The sequence below is a fragment of the Pseudoalteromonas sp. C2R02 genome (assembly GCF_018860845.1).
GTDB lineage: Bacteria > Pseudomonadota > Gammaproteobacteria > Enterobacterales > Alteromonadaceae > Pseudoalteromonas.
The window spans coordinates 150,327-175,905 of record NZ_JAHKQC010000034.1 but is presented as its reverse complement, the minus strand read 5'-3'; the positions used below and the strand labels follow the sequence as shown (position 1 = coordinate 175,905).

17 protein-coding genes are annotated in these 25,579 nt (G+C 33.7%); 10 read left to right on the top strand and 7 right to left on the bottom strand.

The genetic code is table 11. The annotated features are described in order from the left end of the window. Nucleotides 1-149 precede the first annotated feature (149 nt). Both nrdG and nrdD read left to right on the top strand, forming a co-directional pair. Nucleotides 150-602, top strand: coding sequence for an anaerobic ribonucleoside-triphosphate reductase activating protein (gene nrdG / locus KO527_RS14055; protein ID WP_216040914.1), 453 nt, complete (start codon nucleotides 150-152; stop codon nucleotides 600-602). A 1-nt stretch (nucleotide 603) separates the two neighbouring features. Then, nucleotides 604-2,379 carry an anaerobic ribonucleoside-triphosphate reductase gene (gene nrdD, locus KO527_RS14050; RefSeq protein ID WP_216040913.1) on the top strand — a complete coding sequence of 592 codons (1,776 nt, stop codon included), beginning with the start codon at nucleotides 604-606 and terminating at the stop codon, nucleotides 2,377-2,379. A 105-nt stretch (nucleotides 2,380-2,484) separates the two neighbouring features. Here nrdD and KO527_RS14045 read toward each other — a convergent pair whose 3' ends face one another. The 3 genes from KO527_RS14045 to KO527_RS14035 are packed head-to-tail and all read right to left on the bottom strand — an operon-like array spanning nucleotide 2,485 to nucleotide 6,307. Beyond that, the gene (locus tag KO527_RS14045) at nucleotides 2,485-2,964 is read right to left on the bottom strand and encodes a redoxin domain-containing protein (RefSeq protein WP_216040912.1); all 480 of its coding nucleotides are present in this window, start codon (nucleotides 2,962-2,964) and stop codon (nucleotides 2,485-2,487) included. Beyond that, nucleotides 2,961-4,178, bottom strand: a complete 1,218-nt coding sequence (locus tag KO527_RS14040) for an exo-alpha-sialidase (RefSeq protein ID WP_216040911.1) — start codon at nucleotides 4,176-4,178, stop codon at nucleotides 2,961-2,963. The genes KO527_RS14045 and KO527_RS14040 overlap by 4 nt, the downstream gene beginning before the upstream one ends. Before the next feature lie 5 nt (nucleotides 4,179-4,183). Then, complete coding sequence (locus KO527_RS14035; protein ID WP_216040910.1) at nucleotides 4,184-6,307, bottom strand: TonB-dependent receptor; 2,124 nt, start codon at nucleotides 6,305-6,307, stop codon at nucleotides 4,184-4,186. Between the two features lie 188 nt (nucleotides 6,308-6,495). Between KO527_RS14035 and KO527_RS14030 the strand changes: the two genes are divergently transcribed. Further along, nucleotides 6,496-7,878, top strand: a complete 1,383-nt coding sequence (locus KO527_RS14030) for an alanine/glycine:cation symporter family protein (protein ID WP_216040909.1) — start codon at nucleotides 6,496-6,498, stop codon at nucleotides 7,876-7,878. Between the two features lie 360 nt (nucleotides 7,879-8,238). Here the strand turns inward: KO527_RS14030 and KO527_RS14025 are convergent, their stop codons facing one another. Next, a complete protein-coding gene (locus tag KO527_RS14025) occupies nucleotides 8,239-12,759 on the bottom strand; it encodes an EAL domain-containing protein (protein WP_216040908.1) in 4,521 nt (1,506 codons plus the stop codon). A 273-nt stretch (nucleotides 12,760-13,032) separates the two neighbouring features. Here KO527_RS14025 and KO527_RS14020 point away from each other — a divergent pair, with 273 nt between their 5' ends. The 4 genes from KO527_RS14020 to KO527_RS14005 all read left to right on the top strand — a co-directional run bounded on the left by KO527_RS14020 (nucleotide 13,033) and on the right by KO527_RS14005 (nucleotide 16,383). Then, entirely contained in the window at nucleotides 13,033-13,641 is a 609-nt protein-coding gene (locus KO527_RS14020; RefSeq protein ID WP_216040907.1) for a PepSY-associated TM helix domain-containing protein, read from the top strand. 16 nt (nucleotides 13,642-13,657) lie between these two features. Beyond that, the gene (locus KO527_RS14015; RefSeq protein ID WP_216040906.1) at nucleotides 13,658-14,158 is read left to right on the top strand and encodes a DUF2271 domain-containing protein; all 501 of its coding nucleotides are present in this window, start codon (nucleotides 13,658-13,660) and stop codon (nucleotides 14,156-14,158) included. Between the two features lie 26 nt (nucleotides 14,159-14,184). Next, nucleotides 14,185-15,018 carry a DUF4198 domain-containing protein gene (locus tag KO527_RS14010; RefSeq protein ID WP_216040905.1) on the top strand — a complete coding sequence of 278 codons (834 nt, stop codon included), beginning with the start codon at nucleotides 14,185-14,187 and terminating at the stop codon, nucleotides 15,016-15,018. A gap of 165 nt (nucleotides 15,019-15,183) precedes the next feature. Continuing rightward, nucleotides 15,184-16,383 (top strand): beta-propeller fold lactonase family protein, encoded by a 1,200-nt coding sequence (locus KO527_RS14005; protein WP_216040904.1) that lies wholly within the window; start codon nucleotides 15,184-15,186, stop codon nucleotides 16,381-16,383. 91 nt (nucleotides 16,384-16,474) lie between these two features. Here KO527_RS14005 and KO527_RS14000 read toward each other — a convergent pair whose 3' ends face one another. After that, nucleotides 16,475-18,655: a TonB-dependent hemoglobin/transferrin/lactoferrin family receptor gene (locus tag KO527_RS14000; RefSeq protein ID WP_216040903.1), complete on the bottom strand. Its 2,181-nt coding sequence runs from the start codon at nucleotides 18,653-18,655 to the stop codon at nucleotides 16,475-16,477. A gap of 181 nt (nucleotides 18,656-18,836) precedes the next feature. Between KO527_RS14000 and KO527_RS13995 the strand changes: the two genes are divergently transcribed. From KO527_RS13995 to cobN, 3 genes are read left to right on the top strand one after another with little or no spacing between them, the layout of a single operon-like run. After that, complete coding sequence (locus KO527_RS13995; RefSeq protein WP_216040902.1) at nucleotides 18,837-19,364, top strand: MotA/TolQ/ExbB proton channel family protein; 528 nt, start codon at nucleotides 18,837-18,839, stop codon at nucleotides 19,362-19,364. Nucleotides 19,365-19,367: 3 nt separating this feature from the next. Beyond that, a complete protein-coding gene (locus KO527_RS13990) occupies nucleotides 19,368-19,706 on the top strand; it encodes a DUF2149 domain-containing protein (protein ID WP_216040901.1) in 339 nt (112 codons plus the stop codon). After that, nucleotides 19,706-23,647 carry a cobaltochelatase subunit CobN gene (cobN, locus tag KO527_RS13985; RefSeq protein WP_216040900.1) on the top strand — a complete coding sequence of 1,314 codons (3,942 nt, stop codon included), beginning with the start codon at nucleotides 19,706-19,708 and terminating at the stop codon, nucleotides 23,645-23,647. Before KO527_RS13990 ends, cobN begins: the two co-directional genes overlap by 1 nt. Before the next feature lie 99 nt (nucleotides 23,648-23,746). On the opposite strand, the gene murQ is transcribed toward cobN, so the two are convergent. Further along, entirely contained in the window at nucleotides 23,747-24,691 is a 945-nt protein-coding gene (gene murQ / locus KO527_RS13980) for an N-acetylmuramic acid 6-phosphate etherase (protein WP_216040899.1), read from the bottom strand. Nucleotides 24,692-24,846: 155 nt separating this feature from the next. Further along, nucleotides 24,847-25,527, bottom strand: a complete 681-nt coding sequence (locus KO527_RS13975; RefSeq protein WP_216040898.1) for a LipL32 family surface lipoprotein — start codon at nucleotides 25,525-25,527, stop codon at nucleotides 24,847-24,849. Nucleotides 25,528-25,579: the final 52 nt, after the last annotated feature.

Genomic DNA, 25,579 nt, shown 5'->3' with positions numbered 1-25,579 from the left:
ATATCTACCCCTTTTAAACTACTGAAATTTTATTATTTATAAATTAGTTGATCTAACACAATTTTTGAGTAATTAACTGACTAGCGATTTCATAATAATCCATATATTGTGCTTGTTTATGAAAATAAACACAATATATGGTATTTTTAATGTTTAATTGCTTTGAACCACAAGTTGTATTTCAAGAAGTACCTAATGAAGTATCTTTGGCATTTTTAGTTACTGGTTGTCCTTTTGCGTGTGATGGGTGTCATAGCCAAGACAGCTGGACTGCAACCTCGGGTGTTGAATTAGATGCTAAAACTTTTTCAAATTACTTATCTCAATACAAAAACCTCATTACCTGTGTTGTTTTCTTCGGAGGTGAGTGGCAAGCCCATAAACTTATCGCGCATTTAAAATTTGCTCAAAATCAAGGGCTTAAAACTTGCTTATACACAGGAGCTGAAAAAGTCAGTAATAGCATCATAGCGCATTTAGATTTTTTAAAAACTGGTAGATGGCAAAAACAACTCGGCGGCTTAAATAACAAAAATACCAATCAAAGATTTATCAACGTTAAAACAAAAACCTTACTCAACTATAAATTTTTAGGGAATTAAAATGGCACACCTCAATACAAATCAAATAACAAAAAAACTCTCTTTTATTGATCAATATATACAAGCGAGTAATGCTGCCGATGGCTCAAAACTAGATGCAAATGCCAATGTTACTCATAAGAATATTGCGACGCTTGAAGCTGAAATAACAAAAGATTTTTTATTAGATATCAACCGCGCTTTAGTTCAACAAAAAATAGCAGCCCTATTTGATAAAGAGTTAGCTGTAGAATATGAGAGGCAAATTGCAGAGCATGAAATATATGTTCATGATGAAACTAGTTTAAAGCCTTATTGTACGTCGATTACTATGTATCCATTTCTATTAGATGGTTTAACAAAACTAGGTGGTGAGTCAAAGGCACCTCAACATTTAGAATCTTTTTGCGGATCATTTGTAAATTTGGTTTTTGCGATCAGTTCTCAATTTGCAGGTGCCATTGCGACTGTCGAATTTTTAACTTACTTTGATTATTTTGCAAAAAAAGAATATGGCAAGGCTTATTTAACAACACATTCAAAACAAATCTCTAATCATTTACAACATGTTGTTTATGCGATTAATCAACCTGCGGCTGCTCGGGGTTATCAGAGTGTATTTTGGAACATCTCTTTATATGACGAACATTATTTTTCAGCAATTTTTGAAAATTTTCGATTTCCAGATGGATCAGAGCCACAGTGGGGTTCATTAAATACATTACAGCATTATTTTATGGACTGGTTTGCAATTGAAAGAGAAAAAGCTGTACTGACATTTCCTGTAATAACGGTAGCTATGCTAACTAAAGATGGTAAAGTGAAAGATAAACAATTTAAAAGCTTTTGTGCTGAACAATTAAGTAAAGGCAATACATTTTTTATTTACCAATCTGATAATGCAGATTCTCTTGCATCTTGTTGCCGACTTAGAAATGAAATGTCAGATAATACTTTTTCATACACTTTAGGTGCTGGAGGCGTAGCTACAGGCTCCATAAATGTTATCACTATAAATATGAATAGACTTCAGCAAGATAATCGAGATTTAACTACAGAGATAGATAAAATACATAAGTATCAGGTTGCATACCGAGAGATTATGAATGATTACTTAAATCAAGGCATGTTAACAGTTTATGATGCTGGCTTTATAAATCTTGATAAGCAATTTTTAACAATAGGCATTAATGGCATGAGTGAAGCCGCTGAGTCTATTGGCATTATAGTTGGTAATAACCCTGATTATAAAAATTATGTATCTCACCAATTAAAAAAGATCTACACCGCGAATAAAAAGGCACATAAAATTTATGGCTATCGTTTTAATACGGAATTTGTACCAGCTGAGAACTTAGGCATTAAAAATGCTAAATGGGATAAACGAGATGGCTACAAGGTACCAAGAGATTGTTATAATTCATATTTTTATGTAGTTGAAGATGAGTCTATTAATCATTTAGATAAATTTATATTACATGGAAAAGAAATGATCCAATACTTAGATGGTGGTTCAGCTTTACATTTAAACTTAGAAGAGTCTTTAACTAAAACGAATTATGAAAACTTATTGGATATTGCCGCAACAACAGGATGCAATTACTTTTGTATAAATGTGAAGTGTACTATATGTAATGTATGCGAACATATTGATAAAAAAACGATTTCTCAATGCAGTGAATGTGGCTCAGAAGATATAGATTATGGTACCCGTGTGATAGGTTATTTAAAACGTGTATCTGCTTTTAGCCAAGGTCGACGTGAAGAGCATAGTCGACGTCACTATCATGTTAGTTAACACTATATGTAATGGTGGGACTTAAATTAAAAATAGGGAGAAAACCGAATGATTTTCCCCCTATACAAGATGATTCTTTACGTTTAAATTTAGATCTTTAAGGTATTAATTTAGCCATTTTTGCAAAATGCCTTTATCTACTAAACCACTGCGACCTTGGCTTTGTCCTTTCTTGTTAAAAAAATAGCTGCGTGGTAACTCGCCATACCAAGTTGGATCAACGATATACCTACTTTGCATTGCTTGTTCATCAGCAAAGTGTAGCAAAGCTAAAGTATTTAATTCATATTCATTGATAACCTTATCCATATCTTGCTTTATTTCATCATCTGAATCTGTGTTAATTAAAACAACTTTAAGATCTGAGTTAACTTTTAGCATTTGAGAAATTGTTTTGAGCTCTTTAAAGCAAGGTGGACATTCTAAAGACCAAAATACTGCAATCCAATTTTCATTTAAGTTTTGCTTTTTTACATCATGCCAAACTTGCTTATTAAACTGTGTACTTTGGGCTGCACTTTCCAGGGCTGTAAAACCCAATATAATACACAATAAGATATGAGATAATATTTTTAATGAGCTCATAGTTTAGTTGTCCAATGGGCTGTTTTTGGTTTATGCCAAGATACATGATTAGACCCGTTTTTAGACTTGAATAAAAATGGCCTATCTGCGCCCGTACTTGAAGTTGTAAGTAAATTCGGAGCTTGAAATGAGTGGCCATTATCAAGAGATTGTTTATGCCATAGTTCGTGTTTTACGCCATTAAACTCAAGCCATACGATATCGACCTGTTTATTATTAGAAATAATATTTGGGTGTACCGCTTGTTTACTAAGCTCCCCTACAGGTATAGGTTTAGATATCTTTTTACCTAAGGTATCGGTATAACCGTAAAAAATCCCCTTGCCTTTACTGCCTTGGTTAAACCAAGTTAAGTGTAATCTACCATCTGTTTTTGAAATGCCCGCACCTTGATGAGGGCAACCATTGATAAACCATTCGTCTTGAGTGACTCTGTGACGACTGATAACTTCATTACTGCTTAGATCGTAATTCATTAATGTAAAGTCACGGATATTATCCCCAAATATATCCCGATACATAATAGAAACTTGATTTTTATCGGTTTCTACTAAGGTTAACCGGCAACAAACACAGGTACCTTGCGCCAGTTTAATATTAGAAAATGTGACTCTGAGATCATTTTCAAAATTAGCTTGTGCTAAGTAAATCGATGATCCATTAAACTGCTGCCCTGCTTTTTTTGCTTTATATTTATCGCGTCCATCCAACCAAATTAAAACGAGTTTTTGATCTTGAGTCACTATCATTTCATTAAAACTATGGCCCGTTATTAAATTATCATTATTAACGGTAATGGGTTTAGCAAAAAATTTACCTCCATTTTGAGAATAGCTAAACCTAATATCACCTGTATATTTTTTAATGCCAGGCTTTGACCATGATAAGTAAACATGACCAGTACTTGAAAAAGCGATTTTAGGGCGATTTTCACCTCGCGCAGATATTTTTTCATTAATTGCTTTTATTTTAATCGCTCTACTAAAATGCTTACCCAGATCATGTGAAATGGCATAATACATTTGGTTATTATTGGCCCAAACACGCCAGATATCCCCATTTGGATGCGTGGCTATAGTCACTGTTTTTGCACATGTTACATGCTGTGCTTGACAGGTTTTAAGCTTAGCTTGATCTGGTGGATCCATTACATGCTGATGTGCTGCTAAAGATGAACACCAAATAATAAATAATCCTGATAATAATAATTTCATAGTCATTACCACTGGTATTTCAAGCCAAAATAAGCTGTTCTAGGAGCTGCCGGTTGATATCTTTGTTTGCCATATCTCACTTGCGCTTCTTGCGCATAAAATTTATCTGTTAAGTTCAAAACTCTGGCATTTAAACTTAATTTATTGGTGACATCATAATTTAATTTTATATTTGCGATAGCATAACCATCATAACTTTGCTCGTTTTCTTCATCCATCCAATACTCACCAATAGATTGCACTTCTACCATAGTTGATAGCCCAGAGATTGCTTCAGGTTGATACCTTAACCTTAGGTTTGCTAAATATTCTGGTGCCATAACCATGCTGTTGCCTGATAAATCTTTTTCAACTAATTCTCCGCGTTTGAAACGGCCCTCATCTATGATGAATTCATCATATTCATGATCGGCTTTACTATAAGCCATAGAGATGTTGAAATTCGTTGTCACGTGCCAATTAACAGCGGCTTCAAATCCTTTATGTATAACACGTCCTGCGTTGGTTAAAAATCTTCGGCCGTTATCATCATATGCACGCACTATTGCATCATCTACATCCATATAAAATAACGCTAAATCAATAGATACATTCTCTAGATTATTTTTATATCCAAGCTCAAATGTGTCAGATACTTCAGCTTCAATGCTTGATAAATTATCAGCAGTATCACTTGATTTTATATGATATAAACTACCGGCTGTTGGCAGTCTAAAACTATTTGCATATCGTAAATAAGTACTTGATTCATCGGTTAAATGGTAATTTAAACTGGCTTTAGGACTGAGGTGTTTAAAGCTATCGCTTCTATCTGCTAAGCTTTGCAACCCATGAACTATATCACCTATCACTGACATATGATTATCAAAATCATACTTAGCGTAATCATAACGCGCACCTAAAGTGAGTTCTAATTTTTGATTCAATGACCTTTGATGCTGAAAATAAGGTGAAATGCCTGTATAGCGGGTTGTATCATCATAGAATATTTCTCCTTTGAGAAAGGTATCTGCACCATAACCCGTTGTAGTGATATCTGTCGGTTGATTTGAAAATTGTTCGCCTTCTGTTAACTCAATATCGATCCCAAAAATAGAATTAGCATCATTGTCATGTTGCCAGTTTGCTAATGCCAATAAACCAAGCGAATTAACTTGGGATTCATTGTTTGGCATATTTGCATTCCAAGTTGCCGTGTAGTCATTTGTTCTATGACGAATATAACCAATCGCAGAATAATAATTATCGCCTGAGTAAAAATCCCATTGTGTAGATAATTTTAGATACTGACTTTTTCTAAGAGGATCATTTTCTAGTACTTGCTGTGGTAAACCTGAATCAGTAGGATTATTTTCAAATAAATCTTTAGATAAACCTGCAGCCATCTCTTGTTCTAAATCACTCATTACCACGGAGGTGGTTAATGATTGGGAATCATTGATGGTATATTCATGTCTAGCAGTAATTTCTGACCGTTGAGAGCTTGTATGATCACGCCAGCCTTGGTTTGATAAATGAGATGCCGATACTCTTATGCCATTGTTATCATCTAAGTTTTGCGAGTGACTAAGTGCCATTTTATTATATTCAGACTCTCCAAATGTCATAGATAAATCAGTTTCAGGCTTTTTACTGATTGGCTTAGAAAGTACATTTATTGTTGCTGCAACAGCCCCAGATCCATATAAAGCAGTGCCGGCTCCTTTTAATACTTCAACACGAGCAGCATTTGAATTAAAGCTAGACCACCATAAAGCGTTATGATTAAAAAAAGCAGCTGATTGAATGGGCACATTATCTTGTAAAAATAAGTAATAACCGCTGGTATTCATCGGCATTCTTATTGCCGTTTTATGACCCTGTCCGCCAGAAAGTTGGTCTATTAATACACCCGATACACTATTTAAAGATTCAGCAATATGCTGTCCGTTATCGATTTTAAGCTCATCTGAATTAATGCTATGAACAGACATAGCTAAATCTGTGTCTAAAGATTCTTTTCTGGTTGCTGTTATAGAAATTCTTTCAATATCTTTTATTTCATTGTTTTTGGAAACTTCTTGAGAGTTTGAATGAAAACTTGCTGAAATACATAAAGCGAGTAGAGATATCTTTAAATAAGATTGCATAATTGATTGCTCAATAAAAAGTGTAACGCAATTGTAATTAACAATGTAATCTTTGGGGTGTGACATAATGTCGCAATTAGTTAAGTTTGAATGTAGGATAGTGATACAGATCAATATATTACTTCTAAAATTTGTGACTGGTATTTATATCGTTACTAAATTGAACAAAAAATTTAAAAAGAGCTTAAATGTCATCACAACTCATAAATCAAATTGAAACCACATTAGGTAATATCGCAAGTTTTTTGTGGGGATTACCTCTGGTTATAATTCTTGTAGGTGGCGGTTTATTTTTTGTCATTTATTCAAAACTTAGGCCATATCGACATTTAAAACATGCAATAGATATTACACTTGGTAAATATGATAAAGATTCTAAGGCCAAAGGAGAACTCAGTCATTTTCAAGCATTAATGGTGGCGTTATCAGGCACACTCGGCTTAGGCAACATAAGTGGTGTTGCTGTCGCAATTACTTTAGGAGGATCTGGCGCCATTTTTTGGATGTGGATCACTGCGATTGTGGGTATCTCAACTAAATATTATACAGCGACACTTGCAGTAAAGTTTCGGGGACTTGATAGAAGCGGTCAATTACAAGGTGGTCCCATGTATGTAATACGTGAAGGATTAGGCCATAAATGGCTGCCACTTGCTTGGTTATTTTGTATCGCCTGTATGTTTGGTTCATTGCCTATTTTTCAAATAAATCAGTTGGTGCAAATATTGAGAGATTTTATAGCGATACCAAATGGACTTGCATCTCAAAGTCAGCATTTTAGTTTTGATCTGATGTGTGGAATATTGCTTTGTATTTTAATCTCCTCAATTGTGATGGGTAAACTGACTAGGATTGCAAAAGTAACCAGTCGAGTAGTGCCATTTATGGTGGTTGTTTATCTACTAATGACATTAAGTGTTTTGTTTATCAATTTAGATAAAATAATACCTGCTTTTGCTTCAATATTTATAAATGCATTTAATTCAAGTTCGGTTGCTGGTGGATTGCTAGGCACGATTATTATGATAGGTGTACAACGTGGTGCATTTTCTAATGAAGCTGGTATAGGCACAGAATCTATGGCCCATGGTGCGGCAAAAACTGACGAACCAATAAGAGAGGGGTTAGTTGCAACCTTAGGTCCAATTGTTGATACTTTAATTGTATGTACCTGCACTGCTTTAGCAATTTTAGTCACTGGAGTATTAGATGGTGATTTCACTGGTGTTAGTTTAACAGCGCAAGCTTTTGAAAATACATTCCCTGGGATTGGCGGTTACCTACTAATTATGGTTGTATTCTTTCTAAGTACCAGTACGGTATTAAGTTTTTGGTATTATGGCGGAAAATGTGCTGAGTTTTTATTAGGTAAAACCTTTCAAAGATTTTATATTATCTTTTATTTAGCTTTGATAATTGTAGGCGCCATTGCATCGCTTAAATTAGTGATTAATTTGATAGATGTTATGTATGCTTTAATGGCTATTCCAACTATGGTTTCTACCATACTATTAGCAAAAAAAGTAAATGTAGAGTCTAAAAAATATTTTGATAAATTAAACAATTATTAGCAGATAACATGATCGTCGGTTTACAAATATAATCAAGTAAACCGGCGCTATAACCCCTCCTACACTTTCGAACAATTTGAAACTTTTTCCTACAACCTTTTAAGCTAATATTAATGGCATCAATAACATTCCGACAATGTAAAATGAAAAAATACAAATTTGAAAACCATGAGACTTGGTTAGATTTATTCACAACACATAACAATTTAAACACAGCTAATACATTATCAAATTTCTTTTTAATGTCACTATTGTTTACAATTAGCTTAATGTTTGTTGGCATTTTAGTTATATGCACAACAAAACTTGCGATGCTTATCTCATTAATTAAGAATTAAGAGATGAAAATTGCTAGGAAAGCTAACTTTGTTGAATTTCATCAATTAAATTTTTAATCCTGCCTGACTCAATCAAGTCATGATAAGACATAGGTTTATCAAAATAATACCCTTGAAAATTAGTACAACCTTGTTTAGTTAAAAAGTGTAATTGCTCTCGCGTCTCAACCCCTTCAGCAACACAATATATCTCAAGATTTTTAGCTAAAGTTAATATGGTTTTAATGATAGATTCATTTACTTTGTTAGTGCCTATATCTCTTACAAAGCTTTGATCTATTTTGATTACATCTATTGGGAACTGACTTAAGTAAGTTAATGAAGAAAAACCAGTACCAAAGTCGTCTAAAAATAACCTAAATCCAGCTTTTTTTAGTTTCTTTAGTTGTTCTAATGCACGATTTTTATCATCCATTAAAATACTTTCAGTGATCTCCAACCTAAATTGTCTTGGCGAAATATTATATGGCGTGATAATTTCCATTAAGCTATTAGTAAGATCTGAGCGCAATATATGAATTGCTGATAGATTAATAGAAATATAAAAGTTCGGATTTAACTTTAAGAAATCAGAAAACTCGTTTAATACACGCGTTAAAGCTTGCTCTGTTACCTCAGTTATTAGAGATATTTCTTCAGCAATTGGGATAAAAACACCAGGAGAAACCATGCCATTATCAGTCGGCCATCTTAATAAGAGTTCTACCCCACAAACACTTTTGTCTTTTGTATTTATGATAGGTTGATAGTGATTTGTTAGTTCATTGTTTTTCACAGCTGATTTTAATTGTGCTTCAAAAGTCATACGCCTTTTAGCTTTATGATTCATTTCATCTGTAAAAAATCTAAATCCATTCTTACCCGCTTGCTTGGCATGGATCATGGCAATATCTGAGTTTTGAATTAACTCTTCTGCGTTTTGTGCATCAAATGGATACACCGCAATACCAATGCTTGCTGATATATTAAGAGAATAATTTTCAATATTAATAGGCTTAGCTAAAAGCTTATTTATATCAGTTGCTAAATGAGTTAGCTCATCAGGAGATGAGAACTGCTCAATTAAAATAATGAATTCATCGCCACTTTGTCTACCGATACAATCATCATTTGATAGTAAGCTTGATAGTCTTTGGGTAACACTTTTGAGTAATTTATCTCCGATAGAATGGCCAAAAGTATCATTTACTGGCTTAAATCTATCTAAATCTATAAAAAATAATGCTGAAGTATGATGTTGGCTTTTAGCATGTATGATAGCTTGACTGATGCGATCTAACATTAATGTACGATTGGGTATTTTGGTTAAATGATCAAAACTCGCTAATTTTTTGAGTTTTTCTTCAGATTCTTTTTGAATTGTTAAGTCTGAAATTATGATCACAAAATGTCGTGTTCTGCCTTCATCAGATGACACGCAGTTAACACTCACCAGTATTGGGACACTCAGTTTTGCCGTTGTGACAAAATCTTCGCAACTATATTTTCCACCTACCTCTAATGAATCAAAAATAGTGTTGTATTTTGCATAGGCGTTTGACGATAGTGACTTAATAAAACGGACGAGCACTTTATTTAAATCTTCATCATTTTTTAAATTAAAGCTCTTAAAAAATGAAGCATTTGCAGAAACAAGTTGTTTGTTTATATCTAATATCAATAACCAGTCATTAATTTGAGAAAAAGCTTCACCATAAATTTGGGCTTGAAATTCATTTGCTTTGGTATCAGTGATATTTGTATAGGTACCTGAAAACCGATTTGGCTTATTATTTTCATCAAAGCTTGCAATTTTTCCTGTTTCACGAAACCAAACCCAATCACCATTATAGTTTTGCATGCGATATGTCGCTTGCCATTGAGGTATGTCACCAGATATAAATGCTAACCAGGAGGCTGTATAAGTTTTAGTATCATCAGGATGAACCAGCTTAATATGTGATTTTAAGGTGAATTCAGTATCTCTTTCTGGAAAGCCAAGCTCAGAGGATACTCTTTTATCTATCCATTTACTTTCAGTTGGTAAATAGGTCCAAATCCCACTATGACTATTTTCAAGCGCGAGCGCTGTTTCTTCTTGAGCAATTTTTAAAGCGTTATGTGCTTTTTGCGCTTTATGCTGTAGTTTGACTCTTCTAACATAGAATATTGAAACTAACAGGATAAATATCACTACGCACAATACTTTTACCCAAGGTTTTTGCCATGGTGGGTATGCAACATGCACTGTTAGGCTAACAGCTTTTGTTTTTGTGCCTAGATTGGGATCTGTCGCTGAAATTGAAATGGTATGTATACCCGGTGCTAACTTAGAAAAGTTAATATGTGATTCTTTTAAGTCATTAAAATTTAATTTATCAGGGCCTAACACTTCAATATGATAACGTACTCTATTAATACTTTTATGGTCAAAAATAGAAAAGGAAATATTTAAACCAAAGTCATCATGTTGGATTTTTACAGGCTCGTTTAAATACTTGTTAGGTGTAAAAGATAACTCACGTGATAATAAAGAGATGTCAGTAATACTCACTGTCAATTTATCTTTATGTAGCTGCTCATTTGAAAATTCTTTAGGGTTTAATGTAACAAGGCCTCGGGTAGAGTTAAATGCTATTCGACCATTATCTAAATGCGTCACCCCATAGCCATTAAACTCGTTAGCAGATAAACCATCTTTTACTGAATATTGCTTTAAATTGAAATTAGTTAAGCTTAATTGAAATAAACCTACTTGGGAACTAAACCATAAATCGTTATTTGCTCCTAGTGCTAATGAATAAATTTTATTTGAAGGCAATAAATTATTTGTATCGAAACGATATAACTCTTTATATGTATTTTTATGAAGACCAATTAACCCTTCACCTGAAACACTTAGCCATAAAATATCATTATGGATCACCCAATTATCGACGTAATTATAAGTTTGCGGTTGATAATTTTTTACTTGATAAATAAGAGAGACTTCTTTTGTTATTAAATGAAACTGATATAAATGACCAGAATAAGCTAAAAGAAGTGTATTGGGTTCATTTGGTAGAGGCTTTATGAATCGATACGCGAGATCCACTGGCGCGTATTCGGTTAATTCTTTAAGTAATTTTAATGACCCATTCTGACTATCATATATGTAATAGTTTAAATCTGTTATTAAGATAACCTGGTGTTCAGAGATTTTTTTAGCTGTATAAATAGTTTCTTTTTCGAGTATCTTTAGTGTGCGTTGATTATAATTAGGCTCAGAGGCAATACCTGTTCGTTTATTAAAGTATTTTAATCCATCTGATGTTAACAGCCATAAGTAGTCTTGTTTACCTGAGAAAATATGATGAATTGTATGTAATCCAGCGACAGCTTTTTTATCGTGAGTCATCAAATAAGCAGTACTGGTTTTGTCTTTTAGGTTTAATTTATTTAATCCGTTGTCAGTTCCAACCCATAATATGCCATTAGTATCTTGATAATTAGACCAGACCATATCATGACTTAATTTTGGCTCAGAGAACATATTATAGTTATTAAATCGTTGTGCTAGGGGTAGCCAAGTAAAAACCCCTTGTGTTCTAGAGCTTAGCCATAATAAACCCGTTTTATCTTCAAAAATATCAATTATAGAATCTTCATTAATTTGATACTGTGATTTACTAAATTTCAACAAAGGTTCTAAAAGTAGTTTTTTCGAATTGAATTGAAAAAGACCTTTCTCTGTTGCTACAAAATAACCTGTTTCATTTTCGCTCATATCCCATATGTTTAATAATGGAATAATCTTTTTAGGTTTTATAAGTGGATTGATACCAAATTCATTAATATTTAATTGATATAAGCCCTCCACAGTGCCAACTAATAATCCAAGCTGGTTATCAAATTTTAATAGTTTTGTATTATTTGAATCAATGGAATTATCCTCAACAAGGCGATGTTCAATTAATTGGACTTTATTAGTTAAAGTGTTTAACTGGTAGAAACCTTTTGAAGTGGCAATATATAAGAAGTTATCTTTTAATAATAAGTCTCTGAAAAAATCTAAATCACTATCGAGCGTTATATAGACAGTTTGTTCATTTGTATTTAGATTATATTTTATTAGTTTAGTCGATACTCCTAACCAAAAGTTACCTTGATCATCTTCAAGTATGATATCAACTATGCTGATTTTATCATCAGTTGGATTGAACTTTCCTTTGAAAAGCTGCTTGGTCTCTAATGTTTGCGGGTTAATTCTAAAAAGGCCTGAGAATGCGGTACTGACCCATAGCATACCTTTTTTGTCTTTATATAATGTAACGATTGACTCGCTATCAAAGATGCCATTTGGCCCTGGAAATGTTGTTAATATATTACCATCAGAACGGTTTAACCCTAATTCTGTTGCAATCCACATATAGCCTAAGTTGTCTTGAATTGTTTTTGAAACAGAGGTTTGTGATAACCCCTCATCAGGAGAAATTCTTTGAAGCTGTTTACTGTATTGAGACAATACATCTGAGCTAAATGCTAATACTAAAATACTAAATAATGATATGGAGATTCTTTTCACTAACTTTCCAATTGATAATTTATTAAGTCTCGTCCTTGGCCGCTTAAAATATAATAACTCACATACTATTTACACTATATTAGCTTGTTTGTTTTGTTATTACGACTGAAAAAAGCGCAAATTATATTTTTATAAGCTAATAATAAATGTCTGTGAAATACCTTCTCAGTTTATTAATTTACAAAATTACTTTTATAAATCAATATTTAAAGTATAATGAGAATCACTATCGTTAACGCGTGCATTTGCATGTTCTAATATTAAGCTGTAGCAGTGAACTCTAAATCAAAAAAACGTGTAAATAAAAAGTCACTTAGCATTGCACGTGCAATCCATATTTATGTATCAATGGCATTATTCTTATTTATGCTGTTTTATGCTTTTACTGGCATTACATTAAACCACCCTGACTGGTTCGATAGTAAAATAGATAATAGTCACTTTAGCGAACAAGCCATCCCAGATTATTTACTCCCTAGTGAACCATTAGATTCTAATTGGCAGCAAGCAAGCGGTCATTGGCTAAAAAGCCAATGGGGCGTTGATTTTAATAGCATAGAGTTCACTGATGATGAAGTGATCGTTGTGCATAAAGGACCGGGTACCTATCAAAATATTACTTTAGATTTAATCGATAATATTGCGATTATAGAAAGGCAAAATTATGGCGTTATCGCCATTTTAAATGACTTACACAAAGGGCGTAATGCGGGCTTAGCTTGGCGCTTAATACTCGATATCAGTTCTATTTTGATTATTTTATTTTCACTCACTGGGGCTTATTTATTGTTACCTCAAACCAGAAAGTTAAAAAAATCACTTTTATACATGACACTTGTTAGCTCAGGTTGTGTGCTTATTTATATCACTTTAGTTCCATAATTTTAACGAGATTAAAATGAAAATAAAAAATCAAATTATTAGTGCTGCCATATTGTTTAGTAGCCTCCCCTTGTACGCTCAATCTAATCTATCAGTATCATTGACGCTACCAGTTATTACAGAAGGTCAATACCACAGACCATACACAGCTGTTTGGATAGAAACTAACAAAGGTAAACATGTTAAAACGCTTGCACTTTGGACCGAGCCTAAAGGTCAAAAATGGTTAAAAGATATTCGTCGCTGGTGGCGTAAAATAGGTAGAAGCGATGCGCAATGGGTAGATGGCATTTCATCGGCGACACGTCCAGCTGGTACTTACGATATTAATTGGGATTTGACTGACGAGCAAAACAATCAGATAAAAACAGGTGATTACCGTGTTTTTATTGAAGTTGTCAGAGAGCACGGTGGCCGTAACTTATTAAAACATAGCTTTACATTAAACAAAGACTTTACAACACACCTAAAAGCAACTGCTGAAACAGGGCCCATTGAAATTACATTTAATAAATAATTTAGCATTTAAAAATAGGATCACACATGAAAACCAAAAAAATACTTTTAATGGCAACATCAATGATTGCTGCCTCTGTTATGTCTCATAACGTAGCTGCACATGATCGTTGGATCTTGCCTAACGAGTTTAATGTTTCAGCAGAAGGTTCAAAAGGTGTATGGATCACATCTGATGTAACTGCTGGTAATCAGGTATTCGTATTTGATAAGCCTTTTGGCTCTGAAGATATTGAAATCATTACACCAAAAGGTAAAAAAGCATACCCTTCATCAAGTTATAGAGGCTCACGTAAATCTGTTTTTGATTATCAATTAACAGAAATAGGCACTTACCGCTTCCAAAAAGAAACGTCTGCCAAATATTACTCAAGATATAAAATGAAAGGTTCTGATAAGCCAGTGCGTACACGTGTTGATAAATTAGCCACTAAAGCGATGATGCCCAAAGGTGCTTATGATTTAGAAGGCGCATTATATTTTTCGCGAGTTGAAACTTACGTAACATTAAATACCCCGAATAACGCTGCATTTAAACCAACAAATCAATATTTTGAACTAGTTCCTATTACTCACCCTGCTGATATTGTTGAAAAAAATGATACCGAATTTAAATTCCTATTTAATGGTAAACCAGTTAAAAATGCTGAAGTATCAATTGTAAGAGAGGGGACTTTATACCGTAATAAAATTGAAGCAATTGAAGTTAAATCTGATAATAAGGGCATAGTTTCATTTATTCCTCAAGAAGCTGGCCGTTATTTATTACATGCGACTTATGAAAAAGAATTAAAAGATAATGCTTTAGCAGATAAGATGGTTAATACATTGTTTTTAACTTTCGAAGCAGGCTTAGAATAATTTATCACGGGTTTAAATTATTTTGATTTAAACCCACTCCCCCTCATCTAAATTTTGATTAAAATACAATCAAACAAATGTTTTTTAAATACTTTTGGCACAAAAATGAGGAAAAACCTTTAGTTAAGGCATAAAATAGAACTACGACATTTTCATGAGAAAGTTATGCGCTATTTAAAGCTTTTCGTTTCATCATTTTTTGTTTTTTCATTATTTAGCTTAATAGGTTGTTCATCAGGACTGCAATTTCAAAATATTAAGCACATTCACCTATTACAAGATACTATCAATAATATTGATGGCTTAGATAATCCCCGCGTTGCAAAATTTAATCAAAATGATTCACAGCTTTTTGTTGTAAGCGCTGATGATGATGCGTTAGCAATATTCAATGTGGGTAATAATGTAACACTTTCATTATCACAAGTTTTTAAAAATAACGAAGAGATTAAAGGCTTACGCGGTGCGACAGATGTTGCTATTTCTAAAAATGGTCAATATGCGTATGTAGTGAGTTTTTATGATAATGCTTTAGTTATTTTTAAAAAAGCAGATGATGGTAAATTTCACTACCAACATACTTATTCAGATAAAATTAATTGGTGGGAATATAAAGGAAAACCTATCTCATCTGCATTACAAAAATTTTATTTATTAGGCGCGTATGATATCGAAATAAACAGCTCAGCAAATCAATTGTATATAGCCAGTTCGGTGAGTAATGCTGTCAGTATTTTTAATATTAATGAAGATGGTTTTCCTATTTTTTCACATGCCATTAAAGATACAGATAACATCAATTTTGGCTTAAAAGGTGCTGTTGATGTGGCTTTATCACCAGATGATAATTATCTTGCTGTTGCTGGTTTTAATGAGAATGTAATTAATTACTTTATAAGAGAAGAAGATAATACATTTCGTTTAGAGCAAAGCCTAGTAAATGACGCTAATGGTATTAATAACTTAGATAAACCACAGAGTATTGTATTTTCTAACAATGGTGAATATTTATACGTAGCATGCGCCAGTGGCGCGATTGTAGTGTTTAATCAAGACCATCAGGGTAAATTAAGTTACTTAGAATCAATTAAAAGTGAGCAAATCACAGGTCTTGACGGTGCGGGTAGTGTTTTAATGAGTCACGATGATAAATTATTATATGTTGTAGCTGAAAACGACAATGCTTTATCTATTTTTTCTAGAAATGTAGATGGCACGCTCACATTCAAGGATACGATAAACAATTTAGATTTTAATGAAAATAATCTACTTGGTGCATCATCTGTTACTTTATCGACTGATGGACAATACTTAATTGTAACTGCTGGTAAAGGTGATTCACTGAATGTTTTTGAGGTAAATTAAGAAAACGATTATTACTAATTCTGACTTGATAAAAAAATATGACGACCTAGTTCTTAAAACTGTCGTCATATTTTGTTTAATAAATTAAGTTCTAAAATTTAAAACGCATTTTTGCAGATAACGTACGCCCTGGTTCTGCAAAGTAACTTTTATCTCCAGTTCCTTTATGGCCTGCAATATTGCTGTAACGAACATATTCTTTATCTAGCACGTTATTTACACCAACGTTTATACCTAATTGATCATTTATTTGGTAGTTTACTAACCAATCTAATGAAACATAACCGGCTACTTCACTTTCACCATCATTTACTTTCTTCATGCTCTGAGCCCAATTAGCAATAAGCTCTGTAGACCAGTTGTTACCATCAAAATTGATACCTGCATTACCAGATAATGGACTGATGCTTTGGATATATTCACCGGAATTATCATCTTTACCATCTTGGTAGCTACCATTTACAAATAAGGTTGTGCGGTCACTCACTAAATAATTGATCCCAAGTTCAATCCCTTTAATTGTTACGGCATCAATATTTTGATATTGATAAACTAACACTTCAGTTTCTTTTCCAGAATAAGGATTAATACTTGTTTCAACATCAATTAATTGGGTCGCTAAGAAATCTTCAAATTGGTCATAAAAAACAGCACCATTGATAATAAAGTCACCAACATGACCTCTTAAACCTATCTCAAAACTATCACTTTTTTCTGGTGATAAGTCATCTTCAGCAGGCACAACTTTATAACCATAGATTGAATTATCATGATCAATATAGGCTAAATCATAAGCTGGTACTTTAAAACCTTGACCATATTGAGCAAATACAGATAAGGCGTCAGATACGTAATAAAGTGAGCCTATGTTAAATGACAAGTTGTTTTCATCGTAGCTTTTATAGTTATTGCCAGTCTCACTAGTGGTGTTAATCGGATCCATTTTATAACTATCATAACGGATACCTGGCGTAACAATTAAATCTCCATCCATAAATGACATTTCATCATTTATATATACACCAGCTCTTTGTACTTCAGTTTCAGGAAATTTTTCTGAACTTTGTGGATAACCACCTTTTGGCACACCTTCAACAGAATATAGTTTGAACTCTGTTCTTAAAGACTCTGATTTTTCAATATCTAAGCCATAACCTAAGGTATGTTGATCATTCACTTTTAAACTAGCATTAGACAAAAATCCAAAAGTATCTTGCTGATAATCTGAATTTTTCCACATATCTCTAATTTCTATTAATGGGTAACCAAAATTAGCATCAATATCGATTTGGCCATATTCAGAGTCTTTTTGCTGCGTAAAGTTGTTATAAAGTGATAGGTTTAATTGATCGTAAAATTGTGTGGCAGATTCACTGTGATATTGTATTTGAAAAGAGCGATTTGTTTTTTCGCTATCATTACTTTCAGCGATTATGTCATAACCTTCAAGTCCGCGAAAGTTACCTAATAAACCATCTGCTATATCACCCTCAACATCTTGTTGCCAAAAATCAGCACTTAACACTAAGTAGTCAGTGTTATTGATATTATATTTACCTTTATAGAAAAAGCTTTTAGATCCAATATCAAGTTGTGGTTTTGATTCGTCATAGTTTTGCTGTTCTTCACCATCACGTAATACCATATTTAAAACATGTTCAAATTTGTCGGCTTGATAAGCAAAGGTGGTTGCTATATTTGTCTGATCACCATCATTATTCATACCTACTCTTACATTAGCACCAAATTTTTCATCACTAGACAAATAATCACTGGCATCTTTTGTTGTAAAAACAACGATACCACCTAATGCATCTGATCCATAAAGAGATGAAGAAGCGCCTTTGGCAACTTCAACTTGTTTTAAAGTGTCAGTATCAATAAAACCTCGGCCAACAATATCATTAAGACCATTAGCACCATAGCCTTCATTCATTCGCATACCGTCTTTGATCATTAAAATTCGATCACCGCCCATACCACGCACGATAAAATTTTGTGCAGAGCCAATAGAGCCTGTTACTTGCACACTGGGATCATATTTAAATAATTGATTCATATCATCAATAACTTGCTTCTCAATATCATCACTTGTGATCACCGATATACTGCCAGCAACATCTTTTAGATGTTTTTCAGTTCGAGTGCCACTTACCACTATTGTTTCAAATGTGTCTTTATTATGTGCACCGCTTTCTTGAGACAAGCTGTTAGCCGAAAATAAAGCAGCTGAAACTGCCAGAGGTACAAGCGCAAGGTTTGGCTTAAACATAATTTATGTTTTCCTTTTGGGTAATAATTACTAATTTTGTTGTTTTAACTATTTAATGGCATGAATAATACTTAAATAAGCCAAAAGATCAACACAAATAATAATTATTATCATTCGTGCTATTGATCTATTTATGGAAATCATTTAAATTTCCCTCACTTTAAAAAAGAGATGTAGCAAAGTGAATATTCAACTAATAGAAACCTTAATGGCCAATGTGTCAGAAATCCTTATGGCACCCGTCTTAGTCGCCATACTTGTACTATTTATATATGCGATTTATATCTTAGGTCGATTTATATCCCAGTATTTAATACGCAAAAAGAATTACTTAAGTTATTTTAAAGATGTAGAAATTAAGAATAAAAATCAATTTATCGGTTTTCCAATTCATAACTATTTCATTAAAAATCCTACAGCTTCAGAAGATGAAATCGAAGTTTATGCCCTTAAAAAGTTAGAAACACTGCGAATTGTGACGCGTATCGCACCTATGTTAGGCCTTATCGCAACCATGATCCCTATGGGTCCAGCATTAAAATCATTAGCAGATGGTAATATTCAAGGGATCAGTGAAAACTTAATTATTGCATTTGCTGCTGTTATTTGGGGTTTAGTGATATCAACTATTACATTTTGGCCCGCATCAGTTAAAAAACGTTGGTTTGCACAAGAGATCATTAATATCAGAAAAATAAAGGGCGAATAAATTATGCGTTTTTTAGATGAAGATGAAGAACTTAATCCCATCGTAAGTGCGGTTAATTTAGTAGATGTATTTTTGGTGATCATAGCGGCTTTATTAATCGCGATTGCACAAAACCCGTTAAGTACCTTTTCTGCAGATAATGTCACAGTCGTTAAAAATGCCGGCAAACCTAATATGGAAATTATCGTTAAAGAAGGTAAAGAAATTAAACAATATAAAGCAAACGATACTATCGGCTCTGGTGAAGGCGCGCGTGCGGGCATTGCATATAAAATGGCTGATGGCAGCTTTGTGTATGTACCAGAAGGTGATGAAAAAGCTAAAACAGGAGCAAAACTTTAATGCGTTATTTAGTACTGTGCTTATTAATGGGGTTCTCCTTATTAGTGCAAGCACAACAAAAGCCAGATGTATTACTTATGATGTCTGGTCATGCGGCAAAAGCGAAAGGTGATTTACTTGTTTCTCTTGCTAAAGATCAACCATTTAACTTTACCAATTTTTCTACTAAGGGAAAATCTGAAGAAGAAGTCAAAGCAGCTTGGGAAAATGCACAATTAATTTTATTAGATGGTATTAACCCTGCCCTATCTAAATATATGTTTGCTAAATATCAGGGCCATTTACAACAATTTAAAAATGTACCGGTTGTATCTCTGGGTGATTTAAATAATAAAAATATGAACCAAGGTTTACCTGCATTACAACAAAAGACATTAGGTGAATATTATAATAATGCTGGGAGAATTAACTACGCTAACTTGATGCAATATTTAGCAACTAATGTTTTCAAATTAAGCACTCAAGCAGCACCGAAACCTATTTTAGTTCCGAATGTGGGTTTATACCATACTGATCTGAATGGTTTAGTTACTGCAAATGAAACTGAATTTTATAACTGGCTACAACCAAAAAATGATAAACCAGTCATTGCAATCGCAATGCATAGATCTGTTGTTGATTATGAACAACAACAGATAGTTGATGCCATTATTAATGACCTTCAAGCTAAAGGTGCTAAAGCATTTGGTGTGTTTTTTGAAGGCAATGATGAAGATTTAACGTATCCTGAACTTTTATTAGATGATAACAATAAAGCAAGAATTGACCTGCTAATTAATTATCGTTCATTACATTTTGTTGAAAAACGCAAAGCTGAATTTACTAAAATTGGTGTGCCTGTGATCCATGCCCTTAATTATACTGAAGGAACAGCAGAAGAATTTAAAACTGATAATGCAGGTGTTTCTCCTTCACTTACACCTTTCTTTTTAGTGATGCCTGAAGATACTGGCAGTACAGATCCAACTATTATTGCTTCAAATGAGAAAGGCATAAAAAAAGTTATGCCCGCACAACTAAAGGCGTTAGTGGAACGCGCTTATAATCATGCCAATTTAGCGCATATAAACAACAACAATAAAAAAGTAGCAACATTTATCTGGAATTATCCGCCAGGTGAAAAAAATATCGGTGCTGCATTTCTAGACGTGCCATCATCAATCAATGAAATTGCTAAAGAAATGAAAGCGCAAGGTTATCAAGTTAACCCTAAATCAACTGAAACCTTAATAGAAAATGCGGGTAAATTATTACGTCCTTATTATCGTAATGAAGATACACAAGGACTTATTGAGCAAGGTCTTGCAGATTGGTTACCGCTTTCTACTTACCTAAACTGGTTTAATGCATTACCAAAAGATGTTTCGGACCCTATTGTTGCGCGTTGGGGAAAGCCTGAAGAAAATGCTATGTTAGCAAATCATAATGGCGAACAAGCTTTTGTGATCCCTCGAATGGAGCTTGGAAACTTAATTGTATTACCACAAGGCGTGCGTGGTAAAGATGCAAAAGAGCACTCTTCTTTATATCACAGCACTAAAACCCCAATTAATCATAGTTACTTAGCGATATATCTCTATACCCGTGAAGTATTTGGCGCTAATGCTTATATTCATTTGGGTACTCATGGCTCACAAGAGTGGTTGACTGGTAAAGAACGTGGTTTATCTGTATATGATGCACCTAGTTTGGCAATTGGTAACTTACCTGTCTTCTACCCTTATATTATAGATAATGTAGGAGAAGCCATGCAGGCTAAACGTCGTGGCCGTGCAACTATGATCAGTCATCTTACGCCCGGATTTGCTAAAGCAGGACTTTATACCGAGGTTGCGAAGCTTAATGAATTAATCAGTAATTTCGTGGTACTCGAACAAGGGCAAACGAAAGAAAATACTAAACAACAAATTATTACTGCGGCTTCACAGCTTAATCTATTGAAAGATCTTGAACTAACACCAGAAAACCTGAGTCAAAGCTTTGATGAAAATATCAGCAAAATACAAGACCATTTAAATGAGTTAGCGCAGCAAAGCCAACCTTTAGGTGTTCACATATTTGGTTTATTACCTCAAGAAGCACATTTATATAGCACGATGATCCAAATGTTAGGTGATAATTTTGCACAGCTTGCAGCTAAATATGAGCTCAATTCAGGTATTGCAATTTCTGAAGCATTAAAAAAAGATGAACGTGATGTTGTAAAATTACAGGCACTTGATGGCTTTCAGCTATTACATGCTTATATTAATAATAAACCTTTAAACAACATACCAGATACAATAACCCCTTATTTAACTGAAGCTAAAACTTACTGGGATAACTTTGCCAAAATAGCTGAAATTAAAAACTTATTAGGAGCGTTATCTGGCGAATATATTCCAGTCAGTTATGGTGGAGACCCAATTAGAAACCCACAAGCAGCACCGACTGGCCGTAACTTAATTGGTTTTAATCCTGCAAAAGTGCCGTCCAAGGAAGCATATGAAGCTGGTGTTAAATTGATGGATCAAACGATAGCTGACTATGTTGAAAATCATGGTCGTTATCCTGAGAAATTAGCATTTTCACTTTGGTCATTAGAAACAATGAGACATCATGGCGCATTAGAAGCGCAAATACTTCATGCATTAGGTTTAAGACCAAAATGGAATCGACAAGGTAATGTATCTGGTACTGAGGTTATTCCTTATAGTGAGTTGAAACGCCCGCGTATTGATGTTGTTATTTCTGCCACAGGTCTTTATCGTGATGCGTTTCCAAATGTAATGCTTTGGCTTGCAGAAGCGATAGATAAAATAGCAAAATTGAAAGAAGATAATAATTTTGTATATCGTCACGCAAATACCGTAAAACAAAGTCTGATAGAGCAAGGTAAAAGCGAAGAAGATGCTGATTATTTATCTTCTATTCGTATTTTCTCTAATGAAACGGGTAACTACGGCACTGGCTTAGCGTCAACAAGTTTAGCGTCAGATACCTGGGAAGATGACAGTAAACTGGCTAACTTATACCTAGATCGCATGGGTTATGCGTTTGGTAAAGATGAAAGTCGTTGGAGTGAAAATGTATCAGATACGAAACTTTATAATCAGGTATTATCTGGTACTGATGGCGTGATATTTTCACGCTCGACAAACCTTTATGCTCTTATGACTAATGATGACCCATTTCAATATTTTGGTGGCATAGGATTAGCTGTTAGGCATTTAGATGGTAAAACGCCTGAGATGTATGTTTCAAACTTACGCCGTAAAGATAATGTTAAAGCGCAAACAATGAAAGATTTCTTAAACCAAGAAATGCGCAGTCGATACTTTCACCCACGTTGGATACAAGCGATGCAAGATTCGGGTTATGCCGGCGCAACCGCAATATTAGATCGTATGAATAATATGTGGGGCTGGGAAGTAATGACACCTGAGGCCGTAAGAGACGATCAATGGCAAGAATTCTTTGAAGTTTATGTTGATGATAAATACGATATGCAAATGCGAGAATTTTTTGATAAACATAATGCTGAAGCACTAGCCCAAATCATTGAACGCATGCTTGAAGCTGTGCGTAAAGGTTATTGGCAAGCTGATGATGCAACAATTAAAAAGATGCTAGAAACCTATACCGAAATAGCAAATGAACATGACGTAGCAACTGATAATCAAAAGTTTACTGATTATGTTCAAAATCAAAATGCTGGTTTTGGTTTGGCTGCTTTGGCTTTAGCGAATATGCAATCACAAGCTACCCCTGAACAAGCAAATCCGAATACACAGCAAAAGGTTGAACAAGTCACAGGTCAAAAACTAGAAGAAGTGAAAGAGCAAGTTAAAGAAATAGATGAAGACTTTACCTTATGGTACATATTAGGGTGTATTTTCATTGCTGGCTTCTTAAGTAATTTTGCCCCTTTATTTAGACGACAAGATTTACAGCCAGTCTAGATAACATTTTAGATTAATTTAAAGCGAGTTAATTAATTTAACTCGCTTTGTGTTTTAAACTTTTTTGCTATTTTATAATCAACAAATATCGATTGAAATTTATACACTTGTATTGGTATCAATTGCTTTTCTTAAAAATCCAGCACTGTGTTCTAAAAGCTTCGCGCCCTCATCTATTGAAACACCTGTTAATATATTTAATATTGCTAATTTAGTATTCGATTGCGCATTTATTAATGCGGTGCTTGCAGTATCAAAATCACACTCAGTTGCTTGCATAACAATACGAATTGCACGTGCATTTAATTTTTCATTGGTAGCACTTACATCAACCATGAGGTTTTTATATATTTTACCTATCCTGATCATGCTTGCTGTGCTCAATGTATTTAAAATAAGCTTTTGTGCCGTACCTGATTTCATTCTAGTTGAACCTGTTAATACTTCAGGACCTACTTGGGCACATATAGCAATATCAGCTACATCTGAGACACCTTGATTTGGGCTACAAGTCACACCTACTACGCTACAGTTAATCTGCTTTGCATAATTCATCGCTGAAATAACATATGGAGTACGACCGCTGGCTGCGATGCCAACTAATACGTCTTTAGACGTTAAATTAATATCTTTTAAATCTTGAATACCTAATTCTGTATTGTCTTCAGCGCCTTCTACAGCACTTTGAATTGCAGTTTGACCACCTGCAATTATGCCAACCACCTTATCATCAGAAACACTAAATGTAGGGCGACATTCAACCGCATCTAAAATACCTAAACGACCACTGGTACCCGCACCTATATAAATTAAACGGCCACCATTGTTAAAGGCAATAACAATTTCATCAACTGCTTTTGCTATTTCTGGCAAAATGTCTTTAACAGCATCAGCCACTTTTTGATCTTCATTATTTATTTTTGTTACAACACCTAAAGAATCTAATAAATCGATATCTAAGGTATCGATGTTTTGCCCTTCAGTCGCAATTGATTTTAAAGAGTCAACCATGTCTATTTGGTCTTGATTTGATTGGCTTTGCATTTTATTCCTAAAAATTATATTTAGATTGATCACATATTTATTGGGGTTGGTATTACATAGATTAATTTTAAACTTTAAATTGGTAATAATATAGATAAAAGAAAGGCCGCTATAAATTATAGCGGCCTATTTATTTCAGTAATTAGATTTGAATATTATTCATTCACGAGCGTGTTTAATTGTTCGAGAGAATTAGCCACTTTTATACCAGGGATATTACTTCCGATAGTTGCCATATATGAACCTTTAACTTTACCTCTAAAAGAAGTGAAAGAAACACGGTATACACCACGCACTAATGACTCTGTTGGGCTACTGATTTTAGATTCATGTCGTAATATAGAGTTATATTTTTTGCCACCAGGGTTTTTTGGTAGTTCACTACTATCGTCATTTGTTTTTAGTGTTTTGACAACTTTACCACCATTTTTAATTTTTTTAGGATCCAATATGTCTAGTTTGTCTAAAACTAAGTAAGTATCAAAATATGCCTTTTTATCTTTTTTCATACTTTTTTTGAATATTGAATGAACAAAATCTTTTTTCCCAGGTTTATCTTTCGCTGGAGAAACCATAGAAACACCTAGCTCATCTATTGCAGCAGGTACCCATAAATATAAATAATATGCATCTTTATTTTTATATTTACCATCTGGCTTTACATTAGTATCAACATAACCAAAGTATTTTTCATATTTTACGTATGGTAAATTAACTTTAAAAGAGCCAATTCCTTCTGATTTAGAGCTTTTAAAATTATAGTCATCACCACCAAAAAAACCGGTACATAGAGCAAAAGTCGCACCTGCAAGTAATAAGTTCTTATATTTTTTCATTTTAATTCCTTTTAGATAAGTAAATTAGTTATATGTATAAAACATCTTGTTA

Bases quoted from the DNA above. Each gene is read 5' to 3' on its own strand.
- nrdG (WP_216040914.1), top strand. From the start codon at position 150: ATGTTTAATTGCTTTGAACCACAAGTTGTATTTCAAGAAGTACCTAAT.
- nrdD (WP_216040913.1), top strand. From the start codon at position 604: ATGGCACACCTCAATACAAATCAAATAACAAAAAAACTCTCTTTTATT.
- KO527_RS14045 (WP_216040912.1), bottom strand. From the start codon at position 2,964: ATGAGCTCATTAAAAATATTATCTCATATCTTATTGTGTATTATATTG.
- KO527_RS14040 (WP_216040911.1), bottom strand. From the start codon at position 4,178: ATGAAATTATTATTATCAGGATTATTTATTATTTGGTGTTCATCTTTA.
- KO527_RS14035 (WP_216040910.1), bottom strand. From the start codon at position 6,307: ATGCAATCTTATTTAAAGATATCTCTACTCGCTTTATGTATTTCAGCA.
- KO527_RS14030 (WP_216040909.1), top strand. From the start codon at position 6,496: ATGTCATCACAACTCATAAATCAAATTGAAACCACATTAGGTAATATC.
- KO527_RS14015 (WP_216040906.1), top strand. From the start codon at position 13,658: ATGAAAATAAAAAATCAAATTATTAGTGCTGCCATATTGTTTAGTAGC.
- KO527_RS14010 (WP_216040905.1), top strand. From the start codon at position 14,185: ATGAAAACCAAAAAAATACTTTTAATGGCAACATCAATGATTGCTGCC.
- KO527_RS14005 (WP_216040904.1), top strand. From the start codon at position 15,184: ATGCGCTATTTAAAGCTTTTCGTTTCATCATTTTTTGTTTTTTCATTA.
- KO527_RS14000 (WP_216040903.1), bottom strand. From the start codon at position 18,655: ATGTTTAAGCCAAACCTTGCGCTTGTACCTCTGGCAGTTTCAGCTGCT.
- KO527_RS13990 (WP_216040901.1), top strand. From the start codon at position 19,368: ATGCGTTTTTTAGATGAAGATGAAGAACTTAATCCCATCGTAAGTGCG.
- cobN (WP_216040900.1), top strand. From the start codon at position 19,706: ATGCGTTATTTAGTACTGTGCTTATTAATGGGGTTCTCCTTATTAGTG.
- murQ (WP_216040899.1), bottom strand. From the start codon at position 24,691: ATGCAAAGCCAATCAAATCAAGACCAAATAGACATGGTTGACTCTTTA.
- KO527_RS13975 (WP_216040898.1), bottom strand. From the start codon at position 25,527: ATGAAAAAATATAAGAACTTATTACTTGCAGGTGCGACTTTTGCTCTA.